The following is a 25792-nucleotide window of genomic DNA, read 5'->3' as shown; positions in this document are numbered from 1 at the left end:
GGCCGGGGCAGGGCCTGGAAACTTTGCTGATGCACACTTTGCTGATGCGCAAGGCGCCTGCTGCGGCTAGGGCGCGGCCATGGCCCATGCCCCCGCCGCCCCGCACAGCCCCGGTCACGAATGGACCGCGCGCCATCTTGCCGCGCTGCTCATGGCGAATTTCGCGCTGGCGCTGGGGCCCTGGCTGGTGCGGTTGGCCGATACCGGGCCGGTTGCGGCCGGGTTCTGGCGGCTGGGCCTGGCCCTGCCGGTGTTGCTGCTGCTGTCCTCGCGCGAACCGATCGAGCAGCGCAGCGTGCGCGGAGCCGCGCTGGCGCTGGTGCTGGGTGGCGGCGTGTTCTTCGCGCTCGACCTTGCCAGCTGGCACGTCGGCATCGAGACGACCAAACTCGGCAACGCCTCGCTGTTCGGCAATGGCGGCAGCGTGATCCTGATGGCCTGGGGCCTGATCGCGGCGCGCCGCTCGCCCCGGATGCTGGAACTCACCGCGATTGCCTCTGCGCTGGGCGGCGCGGCGCTGCTGATGGGCGGATCGCTGGAGATCAGCCGGGCGAACCTGATCGGCGACCTGTTCTGCGCGCTCGCCGGGTTCTTCTATGCCTTCTACATCCTGATGCTGAATTCGGCGCGGGCCAAGCTGGGGCAATTCTCGGTCCTCGCTGTCTCGGTCTGTGCCAGCGCGCCGGTCATGCTGGGCATTGCGGCGCTGCGCGGCGAGACGATCATGCCGCAGGACTGGACGCCGCTCATCGCGCTTGCTTTTTCAAGCCAGCTGGTGGGGCAGGGGCTGCTGATCTACTCGCTGCGTCATTTCCCGCCGCTGATGATCGGCCTGGCGCTGCTGACCCAGCCGGCGGTCTCCTCGACGATGGGCTGGCTGGCCTTCGGCGAGACGCTGACCCCGCTCGACGTGCTGGGCATGGTGCTGCTCGCCGCCGCGCTGGTGATGGCGCGGCTGGGCGACAGGGGCTGAGCCGATGGCGCGCCTGATCCTGTTCAACAAGCCCTTCGAGGTGCTCTCGCAGTTCACCGACGCGAAATCGCCGAGCCCGCGCGCGACGCTTTCGGACTTCATCGACGTGCCCGGCGTCTATCCCGCCGGCCGGCTCGATCGTGACAGCGAGGGGCTGTTGCTCCTCACCGACGACGGCCGTTTGCAGGCGCGCATCGCCGATCCGAAGTTCAAGCTGCCCAAGACCTATCTTGTGCAGGTGGAGGGCGAGCCCGACGAAGCCGCACTCGCTGCCCTACGCAAGGGCGTCATGCTGAAAGACGGCATGACCCGCCCCGCCGAGGTGAGCCGCATCGATCCGCCGGACCTATGGCCGCGCAACCCGCCGGTGCGTTTCCGCAAGTCGGTGCCCGATTGCTGGATCGAACTGACCATCCGAGAGGGCCGCAACCGCCAGGTCCGCCGCATGACCGCCGCCGTTGGCCATCCGACCTTGCGGCTGGTCCGCTGGCGCATCGGTGACTGGGCGCTCGACGGTATCGCGCCGGGGGAATGGCGGGAAATTGCCGTGACAGGCCGCCTCTCCTGATTCGGCGATTCGGCCGCCTGGCCGTCGGTTCGCCACCAGATTGCTGTTCTGGGGCTGGAGAGGAAAAATCGGGCAGTTGCAGTGTGGTTTTTGGAAATGCCTTCCAATAAAATGCTTTAGTATTCTATGGCGGCATTATGGAAACTTAAGTGTTTCAATAATGTGAACTTTTATTGACGGTTATAATTCTGATAACCATCAAATTTACTTCTGTCACATCGGTATACGATGCCTCTCAGGGGACGCCGGCCGGTCCGGTAGCGTTGGCAGGAGGGATCGATGAATGAAGGAATTGGCGATACCGGGCTTTCGCCCTGGGGAATGTTCCTGGGAGCGGATCCCATCGTCCAGATCGTGATGGGGGCACTCGTGTTCGCATCGCTGGTGACCTGGACGATCCTGTTCGCAAAGGGCTTCGCGATGCGCCGCGAGGTGAAGCGGCTGAGGGATTCGGTCGGCATGTTGCGGACCGCGCCCCGCCTGCAAAGCGTTCCCGAGGAACTCCCGTCGCAGGCGGTGCGCAATCTGGTGGCCGATGCGCGCGATGAACTGGCGGCTTCGGTGAAGGCGGACATCCTCGATCAGGCAGAGGCGCGCGTCGCGGTAGGGCTGGAACGCATCGTTGCCGCCAATTCGCGCCAGGTCGGCTTTGGAGTCGGTACGGTCGCGACGATCGGTTCGACGGCGCCGTTCGTCGGCCTGTTCGGCACTGTGTGGGGCATCATGAACAGCTTCGTCGGCATCGCCAAGACCCACACCACCAACCTCGCGGTCGTCGCGCCGGGCATTGCCGAGGCGCTGCTGGCCACCGCCTGCGGCCTTGTCGCCGCGATCCCGGCCGTGATCATTTACAACCACCTCACGCGTGACGTGGGCCGCTACAAGGCGATGGTGGGCGATGCCAGCGCTATGGTCATCCGCCTGACCTCGCGGGAACTGGAACTGCTGGCCCGCGAACGCCGCCCGGGCGCCCCGAATGGTTCGGGTGAAGCGGGGCTCATCACCGGCGGGGACGCGGATCGCGTACCCGCTTTCCAGGACTGAGGGGGCAAACATCATGGCCATGAGCCTGGGCGGTGGCGACACCGACGATTTCGCCGAAATGCATGAGATCAACGTGACGCCGTTCATCGACGTCATGCTGGTGCTGCTGATCATCTTCATGGTTGCCGCGCCGCTCTCGACCGTCGACATCAAGGTCGACTTGCCGACAGCCGCGGCGCCGCCGCAGAACCGGCCGGAAAAGCCGGTCTACGTCACGCTGTCGCGCGATCTGGTGGTGAGCGTGGGCGATACCGCGACGACGTCCGCCACGTTCGGCAAAGTCCTTTACGACGCCACCAGCGGCAAGACCGATACCCGTATCTTCGTGCGGGGAGACAAGTCGGTGGCTTACGGCGATCTCATGAACCTGCTCGACATCCTGCGCACGGCGGGCTTCCGGCGCGTGGCGCTGGTCAGCCTGGAAAAGGTGGCGAACTGACCGTGTGGAGGGGACAGGCAAGGAGGAGGCGGGCATGACGAATGCGGCTGTGGGCGTGCCGTCAGGCTGGGCCAGCTCTGCAACGCCGGACTGGCATCGCAGCGAATGGAGTGCGGGCGTGCTGGGCGCGACCGTTCTCCATGCCGGGCTTGCGCTGGCCGTGGTTGCCGTCGCGGCGGTCGCCCGGGACCAGTTTCTCGAACGCCCGGAAATGGCCGTCGAACTGGACATGGGGGCCGTGGCGCCGCCGCCGCTGCTGGAACGGACCGAAGGTGCGGGTGGTGGTGGTGCCGGGGGCGCGATAGCCTCGCCCGAACCGCTCAAGGCGCCCGCCGCACCGCTGCCGCCCGTGGTGCCGCCCGAGTTCATCGAGCCGGTGGAAGGCGCGCCGGTAGTGCGCACCGAAGGCCCGCCGCCGGTCGGCTATGGCGCAGGTTTCGGTGGTGGCATGGGTGGCGGTATCGGTGGTGGTATCGGGAAAGGCGTCGGGACGGGAACGGCCACCGGGGTGGATATCCCCAAACCGAAGCCGCCCGAAACGGCGGCGCCGGTGCAGGCCGGCGCGCACTACGATCAGGTGTCGACCGCGGTCTATTCCAGGCTGATCCGCTATCCGCAAAGCGCGCTGGATGACGGGTTGGAAGGCGTGGGCGCCCTGAACGTCGTCGTGACCGGCGACGGCAAAGTGCTGAGCTGGGGCATCCAGCAATCGACCGGTCACACCGTGCTGGACAAGGAAATCAGCCGCGTCGCGCGCAAGGTCCAGTCACTTGACCCGATTCCCGGCCTGCCCGCAGGCAAGCGGGCGATCGTCCATGTGAAGATCTTTTTTCATATCGTGAGCTGAAGGGCAGGGGGCGCTTACCGAGCGCCCAGATCCCCCTTGCCCACGGTCCCGCTCGCCATTTCCAGCATCTTGTCGAGGCTCTTCTTCGCGGCGAGGCGCAGGTCCTCGTCGATCTCGATGCGCGGCTGCAGGTCGCGCAGGGCGAGGTAGAGCTTCTCCAGCGTGTTGAGCGCCATGTAGGGGCAGATGTTGCAGTTGCAGTTGCCGTCCGCGCCTGGCGCGCCGATGAAGGTCTTGTTCGGCAGCGCCAGTTCCATCTGGTGGATGATGTGCGGCTCGGTGGCGACGATCAGCGTGTCGCCCGGCATTTCCTTCGCATAGTTCAGGATGCCGCTGGTTGAGCCGACGTAGTCCGCGTGGTCGACGATGGTCGGCGGGCATTCGGGGTGCGCGGCGATCGGGGCGCCGGGGTGCTTGGCCTTGAGCTTGAGCAGCTCGGTCTCGCTGAAGGCCTCGTGGACGATGCACACGCCGGGCCAGAGCAGCATCTCGCGGTTGAACTTGCGGCTGAGGTAGCCGCCCAGGTGCCGGTCGGGGCCGAAGATGATCTTCTGGTCCTTGGGGATCTGCTGCAAGATTGTTTCGGCGCTGGAGCTGGTGACGATCACGTCGGACAGCGCCTTAACCTCGGTCGAGCAGTTGATGTAGGTGAGCGCGATGTGATCGGGGTGCGCCTCGCGGAAAGCCTTGAACTTTTCGGGCGGGCACGAATCCTCGAGGCTGCAGCCGGCTTCCATGTCGGGCAGGACGACGATCTTGTTCGGGCTGAGGATCTTGGCGGTATCGGCCATGAACTTCACGCCGCAAAAGGCGATCACTTCGGCATCGGTGTCCGCCGCCTTGCGGCTGAGTTCGAGGCTGTCGCCCACGAAGTCGGCAAGGTCCTGAATCTCGGGCTTCTGGTAGTAGTGCGCGAGGATGACCGCGTTGCGTTCCTTGCGCAGCCGCTCGATTTCGGCGCGCACGTCGATACCGGAAAGATCGGCGGGCATAACGGTCATGGTGTTTCCTCTTGTCCTGCGCTCCCGGTCTCCTTTGCCGGAAGAGCGGCCTATCTAGGGATCGCGGGCGCAGGACCCAAGGGGAAATTGCGTGTCAGGCGGCGATTACGCGGTCCGTGTAGGCGATCCACCAGGGCATGACGGCCACCAGTTCCACCAGCACGTGGGCAAGCGCCACGGCGATGAAGGCTGCCATGGTCGCCGGGTGAATGCGGCCGAGTTCCCTGCGGTCGTGGCGCATGATCAGGCCGACGACGCCGAGCTGGATCACCATCGAGAGCCATTCGCCCCACGGCATGAGCAAGGGCATCGGCAGCACGCGTCCCAGCGCCGGTTCCATCAGTATCACGGCCGCGCCGATCATCAGGCGCTTGTGCCAGTCCGCTTGCCCGCGCCGGATGACGGCCATGGCGACGACGGCGGCGAAGATCACGATACTGATGTGAATGAGGGCCAGGAAATAGGCGGGCGTAAAGAACGGCGGGAAGAATCTCCCACGCAGTGCCGCGAGGCAGGTGAGGCTTGCCAGCACGACGATCAGTGGCACCAGTACCGCGCTCGCCCAGCCCATCCGGCGATGCAGCGCCAGTCCGCCGCGTCCGGCAAGGACCGACTGTGTCACCAGCAGGCCGAGCCATGCCACCATTGCCATGCCGTGCAGGTGCATGACGATCGGCGCGTGGACATAATCGACCATGCCACGCAGCCCGAACTGTATAAATGCGATGACAATAAAGGCCGAGATGCCGATCGCCATCTTCGCCCAGAACGACAGACGCCCGGCGTCTGCCCTCGCTACAGTTGCCATGACCTCTCTCCACCCTTGTTTGGGGCGAGAGATTAGGTCGATATGTAAAATAATAAAGGGCCTGTTGAAAGCGTCTAGTTTGCGCCGTGAATGGCCCACTCGTCTTCACGCAAATATGCCATGCCGCGTCTTTCGAGGTCGATCAGGTGCGCATGCACGGAACGCCCGGCCGCCGGCCAGAGCCTTTTGTCCACGCCCTTGTACATATGGGGCACCATGTCGGCGATGCGCGTGCGTCCGGCCTCGATCTGGCGCAGGATCTGCCTTTCGCGCTGGCGCCGGTGCCCGATCATGCCGCGCACGAGCTGGCGCGGATTCGTCACTTCGGGGCCATGGGCGGGATAATAGACGGTGTCCTGCTCGCGCTCGTAGAGCTTCTGCAGGCTGTCCAGATAGGCGGTCATGTCGCCGTCGGGCGGGGAGACCACGCTCGTCGACCAGCCCATGACGTGATCGCCGGTGAACAGCGCGCCGGTTTCCTCCAGCGCGAAGCATACGTGGTTGGAGGTGTGGCCCGGCGTGGCTAGAGCGCGCAGGGTCCAGCCTTCGCCGGTGATCGCCTCGCCGTCGGCCAGTACCCGGTCCGGGATATAGGTGGGATCGAAGGCGGCGTCGGCGCGCGGGCCGTCGTCGTCGAGCGTCAGCGGTGCGCAACCGATGATCGGCGCCCGGGTGCGGGCGGCCAGCGGAGAGGCGGCGGGCGAATGGTCGCGGTGGGTATGCGTGCAGCAGATCGCGGCGACTTCGGCATCGCCGATGGCCTGTATCAGCGCATCGAGGTGTTCCACCTCGTCGGGGCCGGGGTCGATCACCGCGACGCTGGACCCTTCGCCGACGATGTAGGTCTGGGTGCCGGTATAGGTGAACGGCGAGGGATTGCGCGCGAGCACGCGGCGCACCAGCGGGCCGATCCGCTCTGCGACGGTATAGGGTCTCTTGATGTCCCGATCAGTAGCCATGGGCGCGATATGGGCGCTGGCACGGCGCCTGTCGACCCATGCGTGGCGGGAGGCTAAGGCAGGGGCATCCGCGCGAAACGCACGGCGATGAAACCGGACGGGGGATGGGCGATGCAGGTCGAAGGCGAAGCGATCCTGGTAATCGATGCGGGAACCACTTCGAATCGGGCGATGGTCTTTGCGCCGGACGGGACAGTGCGTGCCATGGCGCAGCGGGCGCTGACGCAGCACTATCCGCGCGCGGGCTGGGTCGAGCACGATGCCGAGGAGATCTGGCAGGGCGTGCTGGCCTGCGCCCGGCAGGCGGTGACGCAGGCGGGCGGGGTGGACCGGATCGCTGCGATCGGCATCGCCAACCAGCGCGAGACGGTCGTCGCATGGGACAAGGCGAGCGGCGCGCCGCTCACCCGCGCGATCGTCTGGCAGGACCGTCGCACCGCATCCGTCTGCGAGGCGCTGCGCGAGGCCGGGCACGAGGCGGGCGTGCAGGCGGCGACGGGGTTGATTCTCGATCCCTATTTTTCAGCAACCAAGATGGGCTGGATGCACGACGCCGTTCCCGAAGTGCGCGCGGCAAGCGAGAGCGGGCGGCTGGCGCTCGGCACGGTCGAATCCTGGCTGTTGTATCGCCTTACGGGCGGCGCCCACATGACCGATGCCAGCAATGCCTCGCGCACCAGTCTGCTCGGACTGGCCGGGCGTGGCTGGGACGAGGGGCTGTGCGACCTGTTCGGCGTGCCGCGCGCCGCGTTGCCGGAAATCTGCGATTGCGCGGGAGCGATCGGGACGGCGTTGCCCGAATGGCTGGGCGCGTCGGTCGCGGTGGCGGGCATGGCCGGAGACCAGCAGGCGGCGACCATCGGTCAGGGCTGCCTTGCCGTCGGCGAAACCAAGGCGACTTATGGCACCGGTGCTTTCGTGCTGGCGAACATGGGGGCGCAAGTGCCGTCCTCGGCGCACCGGCTGCTGGCGACGGTGCTGTGTCAGACCGGCGGGGAGCGGACTTATGCGCTCGAAGGATCGGTGTTCGTTGCCGGCAGCCTCGTGCAGTGGCTGCGCGACAGTCTGGGCCTGATCGATGCGGCTTCCGAGACCGAGGCGCTGGCCCGCTCGGTGCAGGACAGCGGCGGAGTGGTTATCGTGCCCGCGCTGGCGGGGCTGGGGGCACCGCACTGGCGGGCGGATGCGCGGGCATCGATCTCCGGGCTGACTTTTGCCAGCACCCGAGCGCACCTCGTGCGCGCGGCACTCGAGGCCATGGCGATGCAGACGCGCGACCTTGCCGAGGCTTTCGCTGCCGATGGTGCCACATGGACCACGCTCAGGATCGATGGCGGCATGAGCGCCAACGACTGGATCGCGCAGGACCTGGCCGACGTGCTCGCGCTGCCGGTCGAGCGGCCGGCCTCCGTCGAGACGACCGCGCTGGGCGCGGCCATGCTTGCCGGGCTGGGGGCGGGGCTCTTCGCTTCGCTGGAAGCGGCGGCAGCGGCGATGGGCGGCACGCGCCGGACTTTCACGCCGTCGATGTCCGAGGCGGTGCGCGGCGAGCGGATCGAGAACTGGGCAAGGGCGCTGGCGGCGGTCTGAAACGGACCGGTTGTTAACGATGAATCGGCGTCAGCTCGCCAGCCGGCGTTCGAGGCGTTCACGTAGGCGCTCCAGCGCGCTGGGCTGGCTGTGGTCGCTCAGCCGCCAGTTGCTGTCGAGGCGCAGCAGGCGATCGTAGAAACAGCGGGTGGTTTGCACGAGTTCGACGATCTTCGGATCGAGCAGGGCCAGCTGCTCGGGCTCCGACCGACGCATGTCGGGGGCCAGTCTGCCATGGCGACGAAGCTGCAACTGGCTGATTTCCCCAAGAAAATAGGCACGATGATTGAGCAGCCAGGCAATCGCGTGCATCATTCGGGTGGTCGTGCGCAGTCCCTCGCTCGAAAGCGCGACGCGCGTCAGATCCTCGTCCAGGCTGGCCCGTTCGAGGCGGCCGGACAGCGTGAAGGCGCCACGAACCTCGTCCGAGAGGACGAGAGCTTCACTGTAGAGCGCTTCTATGATGCGCGGGTTTATGGCGACCGGTTCGGACATTTGCCGTTCATATTTCTCACTCGCGACTCGGCGGCAAGCATCCAATGGTAAAAATGCGCTGCAAAGTTTCCCGCTGTCCCCGTTCGGAACGGTTCATAGTGAACACAAGTTAACCGTGGGATGGAGGGGCGGGGACGCCAAAAGTGGCGGGATCGTAGGGATCAGGCGATGATGTCGGGGATCAGATAGTCCTCGATCTGGGTAATCTGGTCCTTCAGCTTCAGCTTGCGCTTTTTCAGGCGGGCGATCTGCATCTGATCGCTCGATCCGGACGCCAGCAAGGCATCGATTGCAGCATCGAGGTCGCGATGCTCGATTCTCAGGATTTCGAGGCGCTTGCGCATTTCCTCTTCGGTCACGCCGGAATTCCTTGTCTGGTTTTCGTCGCCGCGAGGCATGCAAGGCCTCCGTCCTGCCGAACGCAAGATTCACGCAATTCACCGATATGTAGCATTCAGCCTCTTCGCAAGATGGCCTGAATGTGGTTCGATGATTTCGCGCCGGATCTAGAGAAGCCGAGTCGCCAATCCGGGCCCTCGGCGTCCGGTCATGATGACAGGTTCGGCCGGAAGAGGAGGAACCATCCATGGATAGTTCGCACGTCAGCGCCCTGCAGCTCAAGCATGCCGGTATCGAACGGCAAATCCACCAGGAATTGAGCCGCCCGATGCCTGATGCCGCGGTGATCCAGGCCCTCAAGAAGCGAAAGCTGAGACTCAAGGAAGAGATCGTGCGGTTCTGACCGCCGATCGACCTTCCATTTGAGCGAAATCGTCCGAACGCGCTGATTTCTCGGCCCCGCTGCGTTCCCAAAGGTCTCGCTTTGGGTTACGTGCAAAAGTCATGACCAGCGGAGCCGTAGAAGCAGCAAGAAACATCCTCACGGGCCTCCACGAGGTGATGGCTTCGCGCAGCCATGCGCAAGCGAAGCTGAACAACGTGGTGGAAGTGATCGGCGGATGCCTCGATAGCGAGGTCTGCTCGATCTACCTCCTGCGCGAGGGGATGCTGGAACTGTTCGCGACACGCGGCCTGGCACAGGAAGCTGTGCATGTCACCCGCATGGCGGTGGGGGAGGGTCTCGTTGGCATGATCGCCGATAAGATCGAGACCCTCAACCTCGCCGAGGCGGCCGCGCATCCCGACTTCTCCTATCGTCCGGAAACGGGTGAGGAAAAGTTCCACTCGTTCGCCGGCGTCCCGATCGTGCGGCGCGAGCGTGCCGTGGGCGTGCTCAGCGTCCAGCATGTCGACCCGCGTCGGTACGAGGAAGTCGAGATCGAGGCGCTGCAGACAGTGGCCATGGTGCTCTCCGAGCTGATCGTGAATGCGGACCTGATCGACGAAGAAGGGGCGTGGTCCCTGAGCGCGGCCCAGACCGGGCCCGAGCAGTTGCATGGCCTCAGCCTCGTCAAGGGCCTCGCCAGCGGGGTGGCGGTGTTCCACCAGCCGCGCGTGACGATCGAGCATGTCGTTGCCGAGGACACAGAGGCGGAGCGCCAGCGCGTCATCCTCGCCTTCGACAAGATGCGCGAGCAGATCGACCGCATGGCGAGCCAGGCCGAATTCGGCGTGGGGGGCGAGCACGAGGAGGTACTCGAGACCTACCGCATGTTCGCCTACGACGAGGGCTGGACCCGCCGCATCAACGAGGCGATCGATTCCGGCCTGACCGCCGAGGCCGCGATCGAGCGCGTGCAGCAGCGTACCCGCATGCGCATGCGCCAGATCGACGACCCGCTGCTGGCAGACCGCATGCATGATCTGGAAGACCTTGCGAACCGCCTGCTGCGGATCGTCTCGGGCCAGATCGGCACGGCCGCGTCGATGGGCCTGCGCACGGATGCGATCCTCATTGCGCGCAATCTGGGCCCGGCCGAACTGCTCGAATACGACCGCCGCCGCCTCAAGGGTGTGATCCTCGAGGAGGGGTCGCTTACCAGCCACGTCACAATCGTCGCGCGGGCGATGGGGGTTCCGGTGCTCGGCCGCGTGCGGGGGCTGCGCGGCGTGGTGCGCGAGGGCGACCAGTTGCTGCTCGACGCAGAGCAGGGCACGGCAACCGTGCGTCCTTCGGCCGGGATTACCGAGGCTTTCGAGGCGCGCTTCGCGAAGAACCGCGAACGGCAGGCGGCCTATGCCGCGCTGCGCGACGTGCAGCCGACCTCGCTAGACGGCAAGCGCGTCCAGGTGATGATCAACGCGGGGCTGCGCGACGACATCGCCAACCTCAGCCTGACCGGCGCGGACGGCATCGGCCTGTTCCGCACCGAGTTCCAGTTCCTCGTCTCGGCCACGCTGCCCCAGCGCGAGCGGCAGACCCGGCTCTATCGCGACGTAATGGATGCCGCCGGGGACAAGCCGGTGGTGTTCCGCACGGTCGACATCGGCGGCGACAAGACCCTGCCCTATCTGCGGCACGACGACGGCGAGGGCGAGGAGAACCCGGCGATGGGCTGGCGCGCGCTGCGCGTGGCACTGGAACGCGATGGCCTGCTCAAGGCGCAGGCGCGCGCGCTGCTGGAAGCGGGCGCGGGGCGCACGCTCAACGTCATGTTCCCGATGGTGGCCGAGCCTTGGGAGTTCGATGCGGCCAAGGCGGTTTTCGACGGGCAGCTGGCCTATCTCAAGCAGCGCAAGAGGCTCTTGCCCGAAGCGATCCGCTACGGGGTCATGCTCGAAGTGCCGGCGCTGGCCGACCAGCTCGACTTGCTGGGGCCGAAGATCTCGTTCCTGTCGATCGGCACCAACGACCTGACCCAGTTCCTGTTCGCGGCGGATCGTTCCAATCCCAAGCTCGCCGAGCGCTACGACTGGTTGAGTCCCGCGATCCTGCGCTTTATCCGGCGCTCGGTTCGCAGTCTCGACGGCTTCAACGTCGATATCGGCGTGTGCGGCGAGATGGGCGGACGCCGGCTGGAGGCTCTGGCGCTGATGGGCCTGGGCATCAACCGCATGTCGATCACGCCCGCATCGGTCGGTCCGATCAAGGAACTGGTCGGGAAGGTCCATCTGGGCGAGATCGGGGCGGCCATGGAGGGATGGCTGGCATCGCCACCGGCGGACCTGCGCGCGGCGATCTCGGAGTGGGCGGCGGAGCGGGGAATTCACGCCGATTGACGCATTTCGGTCGCTTTCCACCGTTATGTTGCACGCCTGATCGTGTCGCCCCCAACATATCCCACAGATTTCCCCTCATGCGATTGACTTTGGGCGGTCGTGGGTTTTGGTTGCAAGGTGCTTGTACGGCTGAAATTTACTAGAGACTTTCCGGGCGCTGAATGGACAATGACAATACAGACGGGCAGGGGCAGCAGAGCCTCCCATTGACCGCCGGCAGCCAGCTGCGCTCGGCGCGCGAAGCCGCCGGTCTGAGTGTCAGCGATATTGCCTCCCGGACAAAGATCGCAGAACGCCATCTCGTCGCCATCGAGGAGGATCGCTTCGGCGACCTCGCGGCCCGGACATATGCCGTCGGCTTCGCGCGCGCCTATGCACGCGTGCTCGGCCTCGACGAGGCCGACATCGCCGGCGCCGTGCATAGCCAGATCGACCGGGAAGAGATCGGTCATCACCAGCCGCTGCCAAGCTTCGAGCCGGGCGATCCCGCGCGCGTGCCGCCGTTGCGGCTGGCGTGGCTGGGCGCGGCCGGTGCGGTTCTCGTCATCGCCCTGGTGCTGCTGTTCTGGAACAGCTTCCTCTCGCCTGAGGGCAAGCTGCCCGACCTGCTATCCTCGGAAGCGCCGACCCCGGTGGCGAGCGCTTCGACAGCGCCTGTGCCGTCCGTGACGGAAGCTTCGGACGGCGCGGTGGTGCTCACGTCGACTGCCGACGGCATCTGGCTGCGGGTCACCGATGCGAGCGGCACGCGTCTCTTCGAACGTGAACTGGACAAGGGTGAGAGCTGGACGGTGCCCGCCGATGCGCAGGGACCGAAACTGCGCACGGGCCGCCCGGATGCACTGCAGGTGGCTGTCGGCGGCAAGGCCGTGGCGCCGCTGTCCACCCGTCCGGAGACGATCTCGGGCGTGTCGCTTGTCGCGCGGGACCTTCTGGCCCGCGACAATCCGGCTCCCGTGCCTTCGGCGCGGGTGTCCGGACCCAGCGCGGCCAGGCCCGCGACGATGCCGAGCCGGGCCCCCGTTGCGGCGCCGGCACCGTCTCCGACACCTTCGGCCACGCGCCGTACGCCCCAGCCCGCCGCCTCGGCACCAACGCCCGCGCCGACCGCGACCCGCACGACCGCGCCGCGCATGACAAGCGTGCCGCTGGTGCAGCCGCTCGCGGTCCCGAGCCCGAAGCCGAGCGCGAAACCAGCCGCAAGGCCTGGCTCCGCCGACACCGGCGCGGCTTCCGCACCTGCGGCGAGCGCCAGTCCGGCGGCCGTCCCGCCCCAGGCGCCGGGCACGCCGGCGCCGGTTTCCACGGATTCCGAGTAGGCGGCCTCGACAGGCCTGGATACTTGCGGCAACAACTGAGGCGAATTCTCCTTGGTTAATTCCCCGTTCCATCCGTCTCCGCCAGTCAGGGACCGGGAAGGCGCGGGGAACGTTCTGATATGGAGTTGAATTGGCGATGAAAGCTTCCCTTGAGGTTTCGCGGTTCGCGCGCCTGCTGGCGACGACCGCCGCAGCGTCGGTCCTGATGGCCGGGGCGATGCCCGCATCGGCGCAGGACAATGTCGACGTGCGCCTGAAGAAGGTGGAAGCCGAAGTGCGTGCGTTGCAGCGCAAGGTTTTCCCGGGCCCCGACGGCAAGTTCTTCGAGCCCGAGATCACGCCGACGCCCGCGCCCGCCAAGGCGCCGGGGCAGCCGGTGACCACGCCCGTCAGCGACCTGCTGACGCGCATGGATGCGGTCGAGGCGCAGATGGCGCGGCTCACATCGCAGATCGAGCAGAACACCAACCGCATCAACCAGCTCGAGATAAAGCTTGCGGGTGGAGTGCAGCCGGCGGCTGCGGCCCCTGCAGCCGCGCCGGTTCCTGCCGGGCCGGCTGCCGATGCGGCGCAGTCCAACCTCGATGCCATGACGGGTGGCGCCTCCACCAAGCCTGTGACGCCGGCCCCCGTGCAGGCGAAGCCGGCACCGCCGCCCTCGGCGCGGGTCGAGGCCGTGAAGGCCATCGTCAAGCCGCAGACCGGCGATCCGGCAGACGACGAATACGTCTATGGTTTCCGCCTGTGGGAAGCCAAGTTCTATCCCGAGGCGGAGCAGCAGCTGAAGCTGTTCCTCGAAAAGTACCCCAAGCATCGCCGCGCGAGCTGGGGCCGCAATCTGCTGGGCCGCGCCTATTTCGACGACGGCAATCCGGGCGAGGCGGCCAAGTGGTTCCTGCAGAACTACCAGACCGACAAGCGCGGCGAGCGTGCGCCCGACAGCCTGCTCTATCTCGCCGTCACGATGAAGCAGATGAAGGATACCAAGCGCGCCTGCATCGCGCTCGCCGAGTTCAGCGAGACGTATGCATCCGAGGCGGCCGGCCGTCTGCAGGGCCTCTACGATTCCACGCGCAATGGGCTCGCCTGCAGCTGAGGGCAGCCTGAGCGCGCAAGCGTGCGAGCGCTTCCGCACCGGGCTGGCGGCGATCTGGCCCGAAGGCATCGACGAGCCTGAAGCGAAGCTTGGGCTTGCCGTGTCGGGCGGGCCGGACAGCCTTGCCCTGCTGCTGCTTGGCCATGCCGCGCTGCCCGGGCGGGTCGAGGCGGCCACGGTCGATCATGGCTTGCGCGCCGAAGCGGCGGACGAGGCGGCGGAAGTCGCGCGTGTCTGTGCCGGGCTGGGCGTGCCGCATGCGACGCTGCCGGTCGTTGTATCGGAAGGCAATGTCCAGGCCGAAGCACGGCTGGCACGCTATGCGGCGATGGCCGACTGGGTCGAGGAGCGGGGTCTTGCCGCGCTCGCGACCGCGCATCAGGCGGACGATCAGGCCGAGACCCTGCTGATGCGCCTCAACCGGGCCAGCGGCGTAGCGGGGCTCGCCGGTGCCCGGGCGCGGGGCAGGGTGCCCGGGACGCCGATCCCGCTGCTGCGTCCGGTACTCGACTGGCGCCGGGCCGAACTGGGCGAGGTGGTCCGCGGGGCCGGTCTTGTCGCGGCGGAGGACCCCAGCAATGCCGACGACCGTTTCGACCGCGTGCGTATCCGCAAGGCGCTTGCCGATGCTGACTGGCTCGATGTGGCGGCTGTCGCCCGCAGTGCCGCGCATATCGCCGAAGCCGATCTGGCGCTTGAATGGATGGCCGATCTGGAATGGCGCTCGTGCGTGAAGAAGGAGCCGATGGGCCTCAGATACAGGCCGCAGGCACCGCGCGCGGTGGCCCTGCGCGTGGTGGGGCGGATCGTGCGCGAGCTGGATGGCGAAGCGCCGCGCGGCGGTGCCGTGGCGCGGCTTTTCGATGCGCTCGTCGAGGGGCAGCCGGCCTCGATCGGCAATCTGGTGGCACGGCCCAATGCGGGCGGGTGGAGTTTCGCGAAAGCCCCGGTCAGGGCCGCGAAGCGCAAGGGCTGAGGATCAGCTTCCGGCCAGGCTGTCGCCCAGGTCCACCTGCTTGCCGCGGGTGATGTAGACCTTGTCGCCCAGGTGCGTCAGCGAAAAGAGCCTGGCGGCGAAGGGGTCCGGCATGCCGATGCAGCCGTGGCTGGCATAGCCCTTTTCCACCTTGGAACCGTGCAGGGTGATGCCGTCGTCGGTGAGCCGCTGCATGTAGGGCATCGGTGCGCCGGTGTAGATGTTGGACACGTGGTCGATGTCCTTCTGGGTGATCGGGAACACGCCGAGCGGGGTGGGCTTGTCGCCAGTGCCGAGCAGGACGGCGGTGGCGCCGATCTCGTAGCCGTTCCTGAAGACCGAGAGCACGCGGGCGTCGAGATCGACGGTAATCACGATCGGGCCGTCGGGCACGTTCTTGTCGTCCCAGTGCCATTCGCCGTACTTGATCGGGCCGTCGATCGGCAGGATGCGCTTGATGACGAAAGGCTCGTCCTTGGCCGCTATGGCGGGCTTGGCCGAGGGTACGGGCGCCGGTGCCCTGGGGGCTGCCTTGGCCGCAGCGACTTCCGCTTCGGCGAGCGAGGCGGGCTCGGGTCTGGATGGCGCGGCCGCCGTCACCAGCACGCCGATGATCGCGGCAAGGGCGACGAAGCCCGAAGCGAGAAAGATGCGTCCGTCCACGTGACCTGTCCTTGACGAAACCGAAGCGAAACTGCGGCGAATCTGCCGGAATGGCTGGTGGTGATCTTCGCTTATGGCGTGGTAAAGCGCCAGCCCTCTCGGGCCGGCGTCCCGCAGCAGGACTGGAGAGGCGCAAAAGTTAACGCGCGATCAGGCCGCGTTGGCCCCGGCATGGCGGGCGCGCAGGGCCTTCTTGTCGGGCTTGCCGACGGGGGTTTGCGGGATGGCATCGACGAACTCGACCGACTTGGGCGCCTGGTAGTTGCCCTTGCGCGCCGCGACCGGGCCGCACAGGTCCTCTTCGCTCGCGCTCATGCCCGGCTTGAGGACGATGACGGCATGAACCGCCTCGCCCCATTTCTCGTGCGGCACGCCGATCACCGCGACTTCGGCGACGGCGGGATGCTCGGCGATCACGTTCTCGATGTCGCGCGGGTAGATGTTGAAGCCGCCCGAGATGATCATGTCCTTCGTGCGATCGACGATGTGCAGGAACCCGTCGGCATCGCGCACCGCAACGTCGCCGGTGTGCAGCCAGCCGCCCTTGAAGGCTTCGGCGGTGAGCTCCGCATCGCGGTATCCGTCCATTACCAGCGGGCCCTGCACGACGATCTCGCCGGGCTCGCCGTCGGGCACCGGATGGCCCTCGCTGTCGTGCAGTTCGAGCCGGATCCACGGGCTGGGCAGCCCGCAGGAGGCAAGGCGGTTCAGGTCCTTGGGATCGTGATCGCGCTTGCGCATGTAGGTGAGCACCATCGGCGCTTCGGCCTGTCCGTAGAACTGCGCGAAGATCGGGCCGAACTTTTCGATCGCTTCCTTGAGCCGCGTCGGGATGATCGCCGATGCGCCGTAGAACACAGTCTCGAGGCTGGAGAGATCGAATTCGTCGAGGCGCGGGTGGTCGAGCAGCGCGTAGATCATCGTCGGCACCAGCATCATGCAGTTGATGCGGTGCGCCTCGATCATCTCCATGACCTGCACCGGATCGAAGCGCGGCAGGATCAGGAAAGTGCCGCCGCGCAGCAGTGCGGGCATGAACATCGCCCCGCCGGCATGGGTGAGCGGGGCGCAGGAGAGGATGTCGGGCTGCTCGGGCCATTCCCAGACCGCCTGCATGTAGAGCCCGGTAAGGAAGCCCGAGCGCTGGCAGCTGGGGATCGCCTTGGGCTTGCCGGTGGTGCCGCCCGAATAGCCCAGCCGTGTGATGTCGTGCCCGTCGACCAGCGGCGGGATGAGCTTGTGCGGCGTGAAGCCGGCGGCCAGTTCGTGGATGTCCTGGGCTAGGTCGCTGCGGCCGATGGCGAGCAGGCGGACGCCGGGCATCTCGCGCTGGATTTCGGCGGCGCGGCCTTCGAAGCGTTCGGCATCGAAGAGCATGACCTTCACCCCGGCATCGCGGATCACGTTGAGCTGGTCCGACAGGGCGGAGAGCGGATGGATCGGCACATAGAGCGCGGCGAGCAGCTGCAGGGCGTGCGTCAGGTGCAGGCACGCGGGAATGTTGGGGGCGATCAGCGAGACACGATCGCCCGCCTCGACGCCCACGGCCTGCAGTGCCTGCAGGAAGCGGCTGGTCTCGTCGCGCACGTCGTCCACCGAGAGCGTGGGGCCGTCGAGCTGCTTGAGCAGCGGACGGCTGCCGCCCGTGTTGAGCGCGTTGGCGAGGACGTCCGCATTGAAGAGCTGCCGGTGGATTGCCGCGCCCGGCATCGTGCTGGTCATGGGACTTTCCTCTCCGCTTCGATTCCTCGATTAGACAAATGTCTAGAAATGGAGGGCGGGCGGAGTCAATCGTTCGCGCGCGGCGCGCGCTGGCCGTGTCGGAAGTCCGGTGAAATCAGCTCTGGCCCGAGGGGCGCTTTGCCAGCCCTTCGCGCAGGATCGAACTCGCCAGCTCGGCGATGTCCTCGACCGAGCTGTCTTCCGACCAGACTGCATAGCGCAGGCCCAGGAAGACGTTCATGCCCATGATGGCCCAGGCATGGGCTTCTCCCAGTCCTTCGCGCAGTTCGCCCTTGCGCGTGCCCCCGGCAAGGCGTTCCTGAATGCGGTGGGCGGTGTTCTCGTAGTGCTGGCGGAAGCTATCGGGATCGACGAATTCGCACTCGTCGATGATGCGATAGATTTCCTTGTGCTCCCGCGCGAACTGCAGGAAGCCGGTCAGTGCCGCCTTTTCCACGTCCAGTGCCGGCAGGTCACTCTGCAAGGTGTTCTTCGCGGCTTCGCGCACCTTCCCGCTCAGGTCGTCGACGAGCGCACGGAAGATTTCGTCCTTCGAATCGAAGTAGGTGTAGAAACTGCCGAGCGCCGTTCCGGCCCGGCGGGTGATGCCGGTTATCGAGGCCTCGTGAAAACCCCTTTCGCCGAATTCGATTGCGGCTGCGTCGAGCAGCTTGCGCAAGGTCCTGCGGCCGCGCTCGGTGCGGGGGACCTTCGAGGAAGGTCTGGATTCGCTCGGGTCGGGTGTGGTCACAAGGGCACAGCTATACGCAGAATGTCGGCATGGCAAACTTTCAAAGTTGAAATATGATTCAAGTATCAATAAGAAGGCCCCAACAAGAAGGTTCATTGGGAGACCTGAGTGATGCGTAAGGCGTGTTTTCTCGCGATTGGTTCGAGCGTGCTGGCCATGGCCGGCGGACTGCTGGGGGCGGCCCCGGCACTGGCGCAGGACGCGCCCCCGGCGGCGGAGGCGCCCGAAGAGAGTGGTGGCGACATCATCGTGACGGCCCGCCGGCGCGAGGAGCGCCTGGTCGACGTGCCGATCGCGGTCACCACGTTCAGTGGAGATCAGCTCGCCAAGTCGGGCGCGCTCGACGTTACCGATCTGGCCCAGACCACGCCGAACGTGACGCTGGAGCCCTCGCGCGGCACCAACTCGACGCTGTCCGCCTTCATTCGCGGCATCGGCCAGCAGGACCCGGTCTCGGGCTTCGAGCAGGGCGTGGGCATCTACCTCGACGATGTCTATCTCAACCGCCCGCAGGCCGCGGTGCTCGACATCTACGACGTCCAGCGCATCGAAGTGCTGCGCGGGCCGCAGGGCACGCTCTATGGCCGCAATACCATCGGCGGCGCGGTCAAGTACGTCACCAAGCCGCTGGCGCAGGATCCGTACCTCAAGATTCGCGGGACTTACGGTACCTATGATCAGGCCGATCTCGTAGTGACCGCCTCGGCCCCGATCAGCGATCTCGTGCGCGTCGGCGGTTCGGTCGCGCGGCTCTCGCGCGGCGGCTTCGGCAAGAACCTGACGACCGGCGAGGAGAACTACAACAAGGACATCTGGGCCGCGCGCGGCACGGTGGAACTGGGCGGTTACGGCGCACCGGTGACGATCCGCATTTCGGGCGATTACACGCACGACAAGTCCGCCGCACGTGGCGGCCACCGCCTGATCCCCGGCTATACCTCGGGCGCGCCGGTGCTGAACGATGTCTATGACACGCGTGGCGGGCTGATTGATCCCAAGCAGGACGTCGAGGCCTACGGCTTCTCGATTAATGCCACGGCGGAACTGACCGATACGGTCACGCTGCGTTCGATCAGCGCCTGGCGCAAGGACCACTCGGCCTCGCCGATCGACTTCGACGCGCTTCCCGCCGTCGACCTCGACGTGCCTGCCTATTACCGCAACGAACAGGCCAGCCAGGAATTCCAGCTGCTCTACGACGATGGCGGGATGTTCCAGGGCCTGCTTGGCGCCTACTACCTCACCGCCAAGGCCGATACGCAGTTCGACGTGCGCCTGTTCACGACCTTCGATGGTTTCACCGCGTTCACGCAGGCCAACGTCGATACCGAGACCTTCGCGGTGTTCGGTGACTTCACGTTCGATTTCACTGACCAGCTAAGCCTCGCGCTGGGTGGCCGCTATACCTGGGACCAGCGCAAGGCCGACATCCTGCGTCAGAACTATCTGGGTGGCGGTTCGCCGGTCTTCGGCGGTCTGGGTGTGCCCTTTGGCGCGCCCAGCACCGACTTCTCGGGCAAGGCGACCTTCAAGAAGTTCACGCCGCGCGCTTCGCTCAGCTTCAAGCCGACGCCGGAGCACAATATCTACGCAAGCTTCTCGCAGGGCTTCAAGGGCGGCGGCTTCGACCCGCGCGGCGTCGGCGTCAATGCGCCCACGACCAATCCTTCGGGCGTGCCCAGCGATGCCGAGATCGCTAGCTACCTGAGCTTCAGGCCGGAATCGGTCGACAGCTACGAGATCGGCTACAAGGGCAATCTGTTCGGCGGTGCGCTCTACGTCGCGGTCGCGGCCTTCCACATGGACTACAAGGACGTGCAGATCCCCGGGTCGGCGGGCTGCACGGTGAATGGCATTGCCACCTTCTGCGGCGTCATCACCAATGCCGGCAAGGCCAGGATCGACGGCTTCGAAGTGGAAACCAACGCGCGCCTCGGCGAGGATCTGGCGTCTTCGGGTGACAAGCTGAGCTTCATCGGCTCGCTGGGCTACGTCAACGCACGCTTCAAGGAATACATCACCAACTCGGCGGCCGGCCCGATCGACGTGGCTGACCAGCGCGAAGTGCAGAACACGCCGAAGTGGACCGGCAGCGCCACGCTGGCCTACGATACGCCGGTGGGCGAGGGCGATCTCTCGTTCAGCACCACGGTGTCCTACCGCTCCAAGACCTACCAGTTCGAAGTGCCGAACCCCTACATCGACCAGAAGGGCTATGCTCTCGTCGATGCCAGCCTCGTCTACACCGCGCCGAACAAGCGCTGGAGCCTGGGCATCCACGGCAAGAACCTGTTCGACAAGCAGTACAAGACCTCCGGCTATTCGTTCGTGGCCGACGACGGCGCCGGCGGGCTGGTGCCCACGCTGGGCACCGAAGGCACGCTGACGGCCTTCTACGGCAATCCGCGCCAGGTCTTCGCAACGGCGACATTGGAGTTCTGAGTCGGAACCATCCGGCCCGACAGGCGGGCCTTCTCCCCCCTCCCTCACGGGGAGGCCCGCCTGCCGACACTTTCTGAAAGGATACCCGGTCATGGATTACCGCGACCATCGCTACCGCAGCGCCTGCGGGCGGCTGGAGCTGGCCGCGCGAGACTATCCCGCGGCCGACCCGTCCGCGCCGGTGCTGCTGATGATGCATGGCCTCACGCGCAACAGCGCCGATTTCGAACCGCTCGCCGCGCATCTGGCCGGGCGCTACCGGCTGATCGTGCCCGACCAGCGCGGGCGCGGCCTGTCGCAGTGGGACCCCGATCCCTCGCAGTACCGTCCGGACGTCTATGCGCAGGACATGCTGGTTCTGCTCGACGGCCTCGGCATCGCACGGGTGGGCATGATCGGCACGTCGATGGGCGGGCTCATGGCCATGGTCATGAACGGCATGCGGCCGGGACTGGCGCAGGCGGTGGCGCTCAACGATGTCGGTCCCGAACTCGATCCGGCTGGCCTAGCCCGTATCCAGGGTTATGTCGGACCTTCGGGACCAATGGCGAACTGGACCGAGGCGGCGGCGCGGTGCCGGGCGATCAACGCATCCGCCTTTCCCGACTACGGAAGCACCGACTGGAAGGCCTTCGCCCGCCGGACCTGTAGCGAGAACCCGGACGGCAGCGTGTCCTTCGCCTATGATCCCGCCATTGCGGAAAGCACGACCGGAGACGATCCGTCCACCGTGCCGCCCGATCTATGGCCGCTGTGGGACCTGCTCGATGCGGTGCCGGTGCTGGTGGTGCGCGGGCAGCTTTCCGATCTTCTGAGCCGCCAGACCGAACGGGCCATGGCGCAGCGCCATTCCGGGCCTTATGTCAGCGTCGAAGTGCCGCGCGTCGGCCACGCCCCCATTCTCGACGAGCCGGCCGCGCTGGGCGCGATTGAGGCCTTCTGCAAGGACTACGTGACCTGACATGACGACCACCGGCAGTGCCCCCGTTCCCGCGCATCGCGGCTCCAGCCCGCGGCTGGTTCTGGCGATGCTGCTGTTGGTCTACATCTTCAATTTCGTCGATCGCCAGATCCTTGCGATCCTGGCTGCGCCGATTCAGGCCGATCTTGGCCTGAACGACGCGCAGATGGGTATGCTGGGCGGTCTGGCCTTCGCCATTCTCTATTCGACGCTGGGCGTGCCGCTCGCCTCGCTGGCGGATCGCACCAGCCGCTCATGGGTCATTACCGGCTCGCTGGTGGTGTGGAGCCTGTTCACCGGGCTGTGCGGGCTGGCGCAGGGGTTCTGGCACATCTTCCTCGCGCGCCTTGGCGTCGGCGTGGGCGAGGCGGGGGGCGTGGCACCGTCCTATGCGGTGATCGGCGATCACTTCCCTAGCGAGCGCCGCGCTTTTGCCCTCTCGATCTATTCGCTGGGCATCCCGCTCGGCTCGGCGCTGGGTGTGCTGGCGGGAGGATATGTCGCGGCGCGGGTGGACTGGCGCGCGGCCTTCATCGTCGTGGGCTTTGCCGGGTTGCTGATCGCGCCGTTGTTCCGCATGGTCGTGCGCGACAAGCCCAAGCCGCCGGCCAGCGCCGACGCGCCGCCTGCGGTCAGGCTTGGTGCGGTGGCGGCGATCCTCGCGCGCAAGAAGGCGTTCTGGCTGCTCAGCTTCGGCGCGGCGTCCAGTTCGATGCTGGGCTATGGCCTTGCCTTCTGGCTGCCAAGCCTGCTCCAGCGCAGCTTCGGGCTCGATCTGGTGCAGACTTCGTGGTTCATCGGCGCGGTGCTGCTGCTTGGCGGTACCGTGGGCGTACTGATGGGCGGCGCGCTGGCAGACCGTCTCGGCACCGGCGACCGCGCGTTCTACGGCTGGGTTCCGGCAATCGCTTACGTGATGGCAGTGCCCCTGTTCGCGGGGGGCATCTGGACGTCGAGCGTGCCGCTGGCCTTCCTGCTGTTCCTCGTACCGCAGGCGCTGGCCTATGTCTGGCTCGGCCCGGTGACGAGCGCGGTGCAGCACCTCGTCGAACCGTCCGCGCGCGCGACGGCGTCGGCGCTGTTCCTGCTGATCAACAACCTCATCGGCCTTGGCGGCGGGATCTATGCGCTGGGCCAGCTCTCGACCGCGCTGACCCCGCTCTACGGCAGCGAGGCGCTGCGCTACTCGATGCTGTTCGGGCTGGGGCTCTATTTCCTCGCGGCGCTGCTGATGGCGCTGGCCGGACCCGCACTGCGCTGCGAATGGGTGGCCGAGGCCTGAGCGGGACACGGTGCAGGCCTCGTAACGGGACCTTCGGCTTCAGGGTGGTGCGGCACCCGTGTCAGGGCGCGATGGCCCCAACCCAGCCATTGGCGATCCAGCGCGCCAGCATGGCTCCGGCGAAGGAGAGCGCCCGTTCCTCTCCCATGGCGGCAATCAGGATGTCGCAGGCGGCGTCATAGCTTGCGTCTTCGATCATCGCCTCCAGCGTCCGGGCTTCGGCGGCATCGATCATCGTGAAGGTAGCGCGCAGCCCTTCGCGCCAGACCACGCAACCTTGTGCTTCGGACAGGGGCGGCAGGGCGCGCGCCGCGCGAAGATCCGCCTCGTCGCCAAGCAGGTGCCATAGCTCCATGCAGTCATGGCCCACCTGCCGCACGGCAAGGCCGGGAACGAACCGGAGGCGCAGGTCCTGCCAGGCCTCGTCGCCGAACGATGCTGTGGCCGCGACCAGCCCGGAGCCGTCGAGCGGGCGGGTGTCGCGCGTGGTGAAGGCGGTCTGCATGGCCCATTCGATCCATGCCAGTTCGGCGACTTCGGGGTCGCGGGGGAACAGCGTCTCGACCGTCAGGGCAAAGCCACGTCCGGCGTCGTCGAGTGTCCAGCTCGTGGGCGGGTATGTGATCAGGTGATGCGCGGCGGCGGCCCGGAAGGCTTCGTCGCCGACGAGCCGCGCGGTGCGGGGATAAGTCTCCTCCAGTGCCGCGATGAGCCGTGCGCGATAGGCATTGCGATAGACTTCGTAGCCCTTGCGCTGGCGCTCCTGCCAGGTTTCGGGCAGCGGCGCGTCGTCCGACATCAGGGCGAGGATGAACTGGCTCTGCCGGGCCGCGAGACTCATGCGGCGACTTCCCGGCTTGCGGTCGCGGCGATGCGGCGGGCCGTGTCCAGTTCGTCGAGCAGCTCGGCCAGTGGCGGGATCGCGTCGTCGCGCTCGATCATGACGGCGACGGGGCCGGTGCGGGCGAGGGCGTGGCCGAGCAGGTCCCAGACACCGTCGCACACCGCGCGGTCATGCGTGTCGATCGCGATTTCGCCCGGCGTGTGCCCGGCAAGGTGGATCTGACGCACGCGCTCGAGAGGCAGGCCTTCGAGATAGTCCGCAGGCGAAAATTCATGGTTGTGGGCGCTGACATGGACATTGTTCACGTCGAGCAGCAGGTAGCAACCGGTCCTGCGCGCGACTTCGGCCAGAAATTCCCATTCGGTCATCTCGTCTTCGGGAAAGCAGAGATAGCTTGAGGGGTTTTCCAGCAGCAGCGGACGGCGCAGATGGTCCTGCGCGATCATGATATTGGCGCAGATCACGTCCAGCGCTTCCGCCGTGTAGGGCAGGGGCAGGAGATCGTGGCTGTTGTGCGCGCTGCTTCGCGTCCAGCACAGGTGATCGGAGATCCAGCGCGGCTCGATCCGCTCGGCGAGCTGCCGCAGCCGGTCGAGATAGTCCCGGTCCACGCCATGCGCCGATCCGGGCGAGAGCGATACGCCGTGCAGCATGACCTCGTGCTTCTGCCGGACGGCATCGAGCACGGCGAGCGGCTTGCCGCCGTCGACCATGAAGTTTTCCGAGATCACCTCGACGAAATCGAGGTCGACGTCCTCTTCGAGGAAATGGTGGTAGTGGGGGCGCCGAAGCCCCAGGCCGAACCCGGCAAAGCGTTTGATGCTCGTCATTTTCCGGCTCCCGGAGCGTGCCGCGCGATGGACGGGAAATGGCGGCCCGGCCCCTGACGGGGGCGGGGGACGATCAGGTACCGGGCCGCCACGGCAGGTCGATCAGCCGATGTCGCCGATCGTGCCCCCTTTGGTCAGGCAGGCGCCTGCCGCCATGGCCTTGAAGCCGTGTCCCTTGCAGGCATTCATGCCCTTGCACTCATGCTGGGTGGTCTTGCAGTCGGCCTGTCCCTTGCAGGCGTTCACGCCGTAGCAGTGGACAGTGTCGTCGGTGCCGAGCGCAGCGCCGGTGCTGCCGGCCGGGGGCGTCGCGGCGAAGGCAACGGCTGACGAAAGCGCAAGGCTGGCGGCAGTGGCCGCGAACGCGGTCTTACGGGAAATCGACATCGGTGAACTCCTGAAAGTGTTTCTTGCCTTCAAGGCACCGGGTCATTCGCGGTGGCGCGGCCAGCGGTTACAGCGCGCGAATTTTTTTCGGCCTGTAACTTCACAGGCTGACCACCCGAATGTCTCCGTGTCGCTCGGCACGATCCGAGCTGCAGATCAGGAGACGAGAATGCAGACCCCTTCGATTGCTGCCCTTGCCGGTCTTGCCCTGACGGGCGCCCTTGCCGCGAGTCTGGCCGCGCAGCCTGCCGCAGCGGCCGGAAAGGCCATGGAAAAATGTTACGGCGTCGCCGAGGCCGGCAAGAACGATTGCGCCGCAGGGCCCGGCACGAGCTGCGCGGGTACGTCCGTTCGCGACTATCAGGGCGATGCCTGGAAGCTGGTCGAGAAGGGCTCCTGCACGTCGATCAGGACGCCCAAGGGCCCCGGTTCGCTGCAGCCGGTCAAGCGCTGACACCCGGGGGAGTGGACAGGCCGATGCACAGGGTGCTCACAGAGTGGGACAGGATGACCGGACTGCTGCGCGGCCGGTGTGCCGAGAGCCTTGCCTTGTTGATTTCCGCTGAGAGTTGACCCGGGAGAGGCATAAATTTCCGCTGAGAAGTGACCCATGTTCTGACCTTTCCCCTGGCTGTTGCGTCGGGGGACATTGGAGTGATCGACATGGCGTTATTG

The 25792-nt window shown here is 66.5% G+C and carries 26 protein-coding genes; 15 read left to right on the top strand and 11 right to left on the bottom strand.

Translation table 11 applies throughout. The features are described from left to right. Positions 1-79: 79 nt before the first annotated feature. The 5 genes from NZK81_RS00130 to NZK81_RS00110 all read left to right on the top strand — a co-directional run bounded on the left by NZK81_RS00130 (position 80) and on the right by NZK81_RS00110 (position 3871). Positions 80-973 carry a DMT family transporter gene (locus NZK81_RS00130; RefSeq protein ID WP_260042979.1) on the top strand — a complete coding sequence of 298 codons (894 nt, stop codon included), beginning with the start codon at positions 80-82 and terminating at the stop codon, positions 971-973. Positions 974-977: 4 nt separating this feature from the next. Then, positions 978-1541 carry a pseudouridine synthase gene (locus NZK81_RS00125; RefSeq protein WP_260042978.1) on the top strand — a complete coding sequence of 188 codons (564 nt, stop codon included), beginning with the start codon at positions 978-980 and terminating at the stop codon, positions 1539-1541. Positions 1542-1820: 279 nt separating this feature from the next. Further along, positions 1821-2585 (top strand): tonB-system energizer ExbB, encoded by a 765-nt coding sequence (exbB, locus tag NZK81_RS00120; RefSeq protein WP_260042977.1) that lies wholly within the window; start codon positions 1821-1823, stop codon positions 2583-2585. A gap of 13 nt (positions 2586-2598) precedes the next feature. Next, entirely contained in the window at positions 2599-3024 is a 426-nt protein-coding gene (exbD, locus tag NZK81_RS00115; RefSeq protein ID WP_260042976.1) for a TonB system transport protein ExbD, read from the top strand. A gap of 34 nt (positions 3025-3058) precedes the next feature. Then, positions 3059-3871 (top strand): energy transducer TonB, encoded by an 813-nt coding sequence (locus tag NZK81_RS00110; protein ID WP_260042975.1) that lies wholly within the window; start codon positions 3059-3061, stop codon positions 3869-3871. A 14-nt stretch (positions 3872-3885) separates the two neighbouring features. Here the strand turns inward: NZK81_RS00110 and nadA are convergent, their stop codons facing one another. From nadA to NZK81_RS00095, 3 genes are all read right to left on the bottom strand, one after another. Continuing rightward, positions 3886-4872: a quinolinate synthase NadA gene (gene nadA / locus NZK81_RS00105; RefSeq protein ID WP_260042974.1), complete on the bottom strand. Its 987-nt coding sequence runs from the start codon at positions 4870-4872 to the stop codon at positions 3886-3888. Between the two features lie 94 nt (positions 4873-4966). Continuing rightward, positions 4967-5680, bottom strand: coding sequence for a hypothetical protein (locus NZK81_RS00100; protein WP_260042973.1), 714 nt, complete (start codon positions 5678-5680; stop codon positions 4967-4969). A gap of 74 nt (positions 5681-5754) precedes the next feature. Further along, the gene (locus tag NZK81_RS00095) at positions 5755-6639 is read right to left on the bottom strand and encodes an MBL fold metallo-hydrolase (RefSeq protein ID WP_260042971.1); all 885 of its coding nucleotides are present in this window, start codon (positions 6637-6639) and stop codon (positions 5755-5757) included. 87 nt (positions 6640-6726) lie between these two features. On the opposite strand from NZK81_RS00095, the gene glpK reads away from it, so the two are divergent. Beyond that, entirely contained in the window at positions 6727-8229 is a 1503-nt protein-coding gene (gene glpK, locus NZK81_RS00090; RefSeq protein WP_260042969.1) for a glycerol kinase GlpK, read from the top strand. A gap of 30 nt (positions 8230-8259) precedes the next feature. Here the strand turns inward: glpK and NZK81_RS00085 are convergent, their stop codons facing one another. Both NZK81_RS00085 and NZK81_RS00080 read right to left on the bottom strand, forming a co-directional pair. Continuing rightward, positions 8260-8724, bottom strand: coding sequence for a DUF1465 family protein (locus tag NZK81_RS00085; protein WP_260042967.1), 465 nt, complete (start codon positions 8722-8724; stop codon positions 8260-8262). 161 nt (positions 8725-8885) lie between these two features. Then, a complete protein-coding gene (locus NZK81_RS00080; protein ID WP_260042965.1) occupies positions 8886-9083 on the bottom strand; it encodes a YdcH family protein in 198 nt (65 codons plus the stop codon). Between the two features lie 227 nt (positions 9084-9310). Here NZK81_RS00080 and NZK81_RS00075 point away from each other — a divergent pair, with 227 nt between their 5' ends. From NZK81_RS00075 to tilS, 5 genes are all read left to right on the top strand, one after another. Continuing rightward, positions 9311-9466: a YdcH family protein gene (locus tag NZK81_RS00075; RefSeq protein WP_260042963.1), complete on the top strand. Its 156-nt coding sequence runs from the start codon at positions 9311-9313 to the stop codon at positions 9464-9466. A gap of 101 nt (positions 9467-9567) precedes the next feature. Further along, complete coding sequence (gene ptsP / locus NZK81_RS00070; RefSeq protein ID WP_260042961.1) at positions 9568-11844, top strand: phosphoenolpyruvate--protein phosphotransferase; 2277 nt, start codon at positions 9568-9570, stop codon at positions 11842-11844. A 206-nt stretch (positions 11845-12050) separates the two neighbouring features. Beyond that, complete coding sequence (locus NZK81_RS00065) at positions 12051-13163, top strand: helix-turn-helix domain-containing protein (RefSeq protein WP_260042958.1); 1113 nt, start codon at positions 12051-12053, stop codon at positions 13161-13163. A gap of 136 nt (positions 13164-13299) precedes the next feature. Continuing rightward, a complete protein-coding gene (locus NZK81_RS00060; protein WP_260042957.1) occupies positions 13300-14259 on the top strand; it encodes a tetratricopeptide repeat protein in 960 nt (319 codons plus the stop codon). Continuing rightward, on the top strand, positions 14240-15235 hold the full coding sequence (gene tilS / locus NZK81_RS00055; RefSeq protein ID WP_260042955.1) for a tRNA lysidine(34) synthetase TilS: 996 nt from the start codon (positions 14240-14242) through the stop codon (positions 15233-15235). The genes NZK81_RS00060 and tilS overlap by 20 nt, the downstream gene beginning before the upstream one ends. 3 nt (positions 15236-15238) lie before the next feature. On the opposite strand, the gene NZK81_RS00050 is transcribed toward tilS, so the two are convergent. The 3 genes from NZK81_RS00050 to NZK81_RS00040 all read right to left on the bottom strand — a co-directional run bounded on the left by NZK81_RS00050 (position 15239) and on the right by NZK81_RS00040 (position 18371). Beyond that, entirely contained in the window at positions 15239-15898 is a 660-nt protein-coding gene (locus NZK81_RS00050) for a L,D-transpeptidase family protein (RefSeq protein WP_260042954.1), read from the bottom strand. Positions 15899-16048: 150 nt separating this feature from the next. Next, the gene (locus NZK81_RS00045) at positions 16049-17620 is read right to left on the bottom strand and encodes an AMP-binding protein (RefSeq protein WP_260042952.1); all 1572 of its coding nucleotides are present in this window, start codon (positions 17618-17620) and stop codon (positions 16049-16051) included. A 115-nt stretch (positions 17621-17735) separates the two neighbouring features. Next, positions 17736-18371: a TetR/AcrR family transcriptional regulator gene (locus NZK81_RS00040; protein WP_260042951.1), complete on the bottom strand. Its 636-nt coding sequence runs from the start codon at positions 18369-18371 to the stop codon at positions 17736-17738. A gap of 111 nt (positions 18372-18482) precedes the next feature. Between NZK81_RS00040 and NZK81_RS00035 the strand changes: the two genes are divergently transcribed. The 3 genes from NZK81_RS00035 (at position 18483) to NZK81_RS00025 (ending at position 23056) form a co-directional block, all read left to right on the top strand. Then, positions 18483-20813 (top strand): TonB-dependent receptor, encoded by a 2331-nt coding sequence (locus tag NZK81_RS00035; RefSeq protein ID WP_260043898.1) that lies wholly within the window; start codon positions 18483-18485, stop codon positions 20811-20813. A 91-nt stretch (positions 20814-20904) separates the two neighbouring features. Continuing rightward, positions 20905-21774 carry an alpha/beta fold hydrolase gene (locus NZK81_RS00030; protein WP_260042950.1) on the top strand — a complete coding sequence of 290 codons (870 nt, stop codon included), beginning with the start codon at positions 20905-20907 and terminating at the stop codon, positions 21772-21774. Between the two features lies 1 nt (position 21775). Continuing rightward, complete coding sequence (locus tag NZK81_RS00025; RefSeq protein ID WP_260042949.1) at positions 21776-23056, top strand: spinster family MFS transporter; 1281 nt, start codon at positions 21776-21778, stop codon at positions 23054-23056. A gap of 61 nt (positions 23057-23117) precedes the next feature. Here NZK81_RS00025 and NZK81_RS00020 read toward each other — a convergent pair whose 3' ends face one another. The 3 genes from NZK81_RS00020 to bufA2 form a co-directional block, all read right to left on the bottom strand. Beyond that, a complete protein-coding gene (locus NZK81_RS00020) occupies positions 23118-23897 on the bottom strand; it encodes an HvfC/BufC N-terminal domain-containing protein (RefSeq protein WP_260042946.1) in 780 nt (259 codons plus the stop codon). Then, the gene (gene bufB / locus NZK81_RS00015; protein ID WP_260042944.1) at positions 23894-24730 is read right to left on the bottom strand and encodes an MNIO family bufferin maturase; all 837 of its coding nucleotides are present in this window, start codon (positions 24728-24730) and stop codon (positions 23894-23896) included. Before bufB ends, NZK81_RS00020 begins: the two co-directional genes overlap by 4 nt. Before the next feature lie 102 nt (positions 24731-24832). Next, entirely contained in the window at positions 24833-25117 is a 285-nt protein-coding gene (gene bufA2 / locus NZK81_RS00010; RefSeq protein ID WP_260042942.1) for a BufA2 family periplasmic bufferin-type metallophore, read from the bottom strand. A gap of 169 nt (positions 25118-25286) precedes the next feature. Here bufA2 and NZK81_RS00005 point away from each other — a divergent pair, with 169 nt between their 5' ends. After that, positions 25287-25571 carry a BufA1 family periplasmic bufferin-type metallophore gene (locus NZK81_RS00005; RefSeq protein WP_260042940.1) on the top strand — a complete coding sequence of 95 codons (285 nt, stop codon included), beginning with the start codon at positions 25287-25289 and terminating at the stop codon, positions 25569-25571. The last annotated feature ends 221 nt before the right edge of the window (positions 25572-25792 follow it).

Origin of the sequence: Novosphingobium mangrovisedimenti (genome assembly GCF_025153475.1) — a bacterium.
Classification (GTDB): domain Bacteria; phylum Pseudomonadota; class Alphaproteobacteria; order Sphingomonadales; family Sphingomonadaceae; genus Novosphingobium; species Novosphingobium mangrovi_A.
The sequence above is the reverse complement of the archived record's forward strand: the minus strand, read 5'-3'. Positions and strand labels throughout refer to the sequence as shown.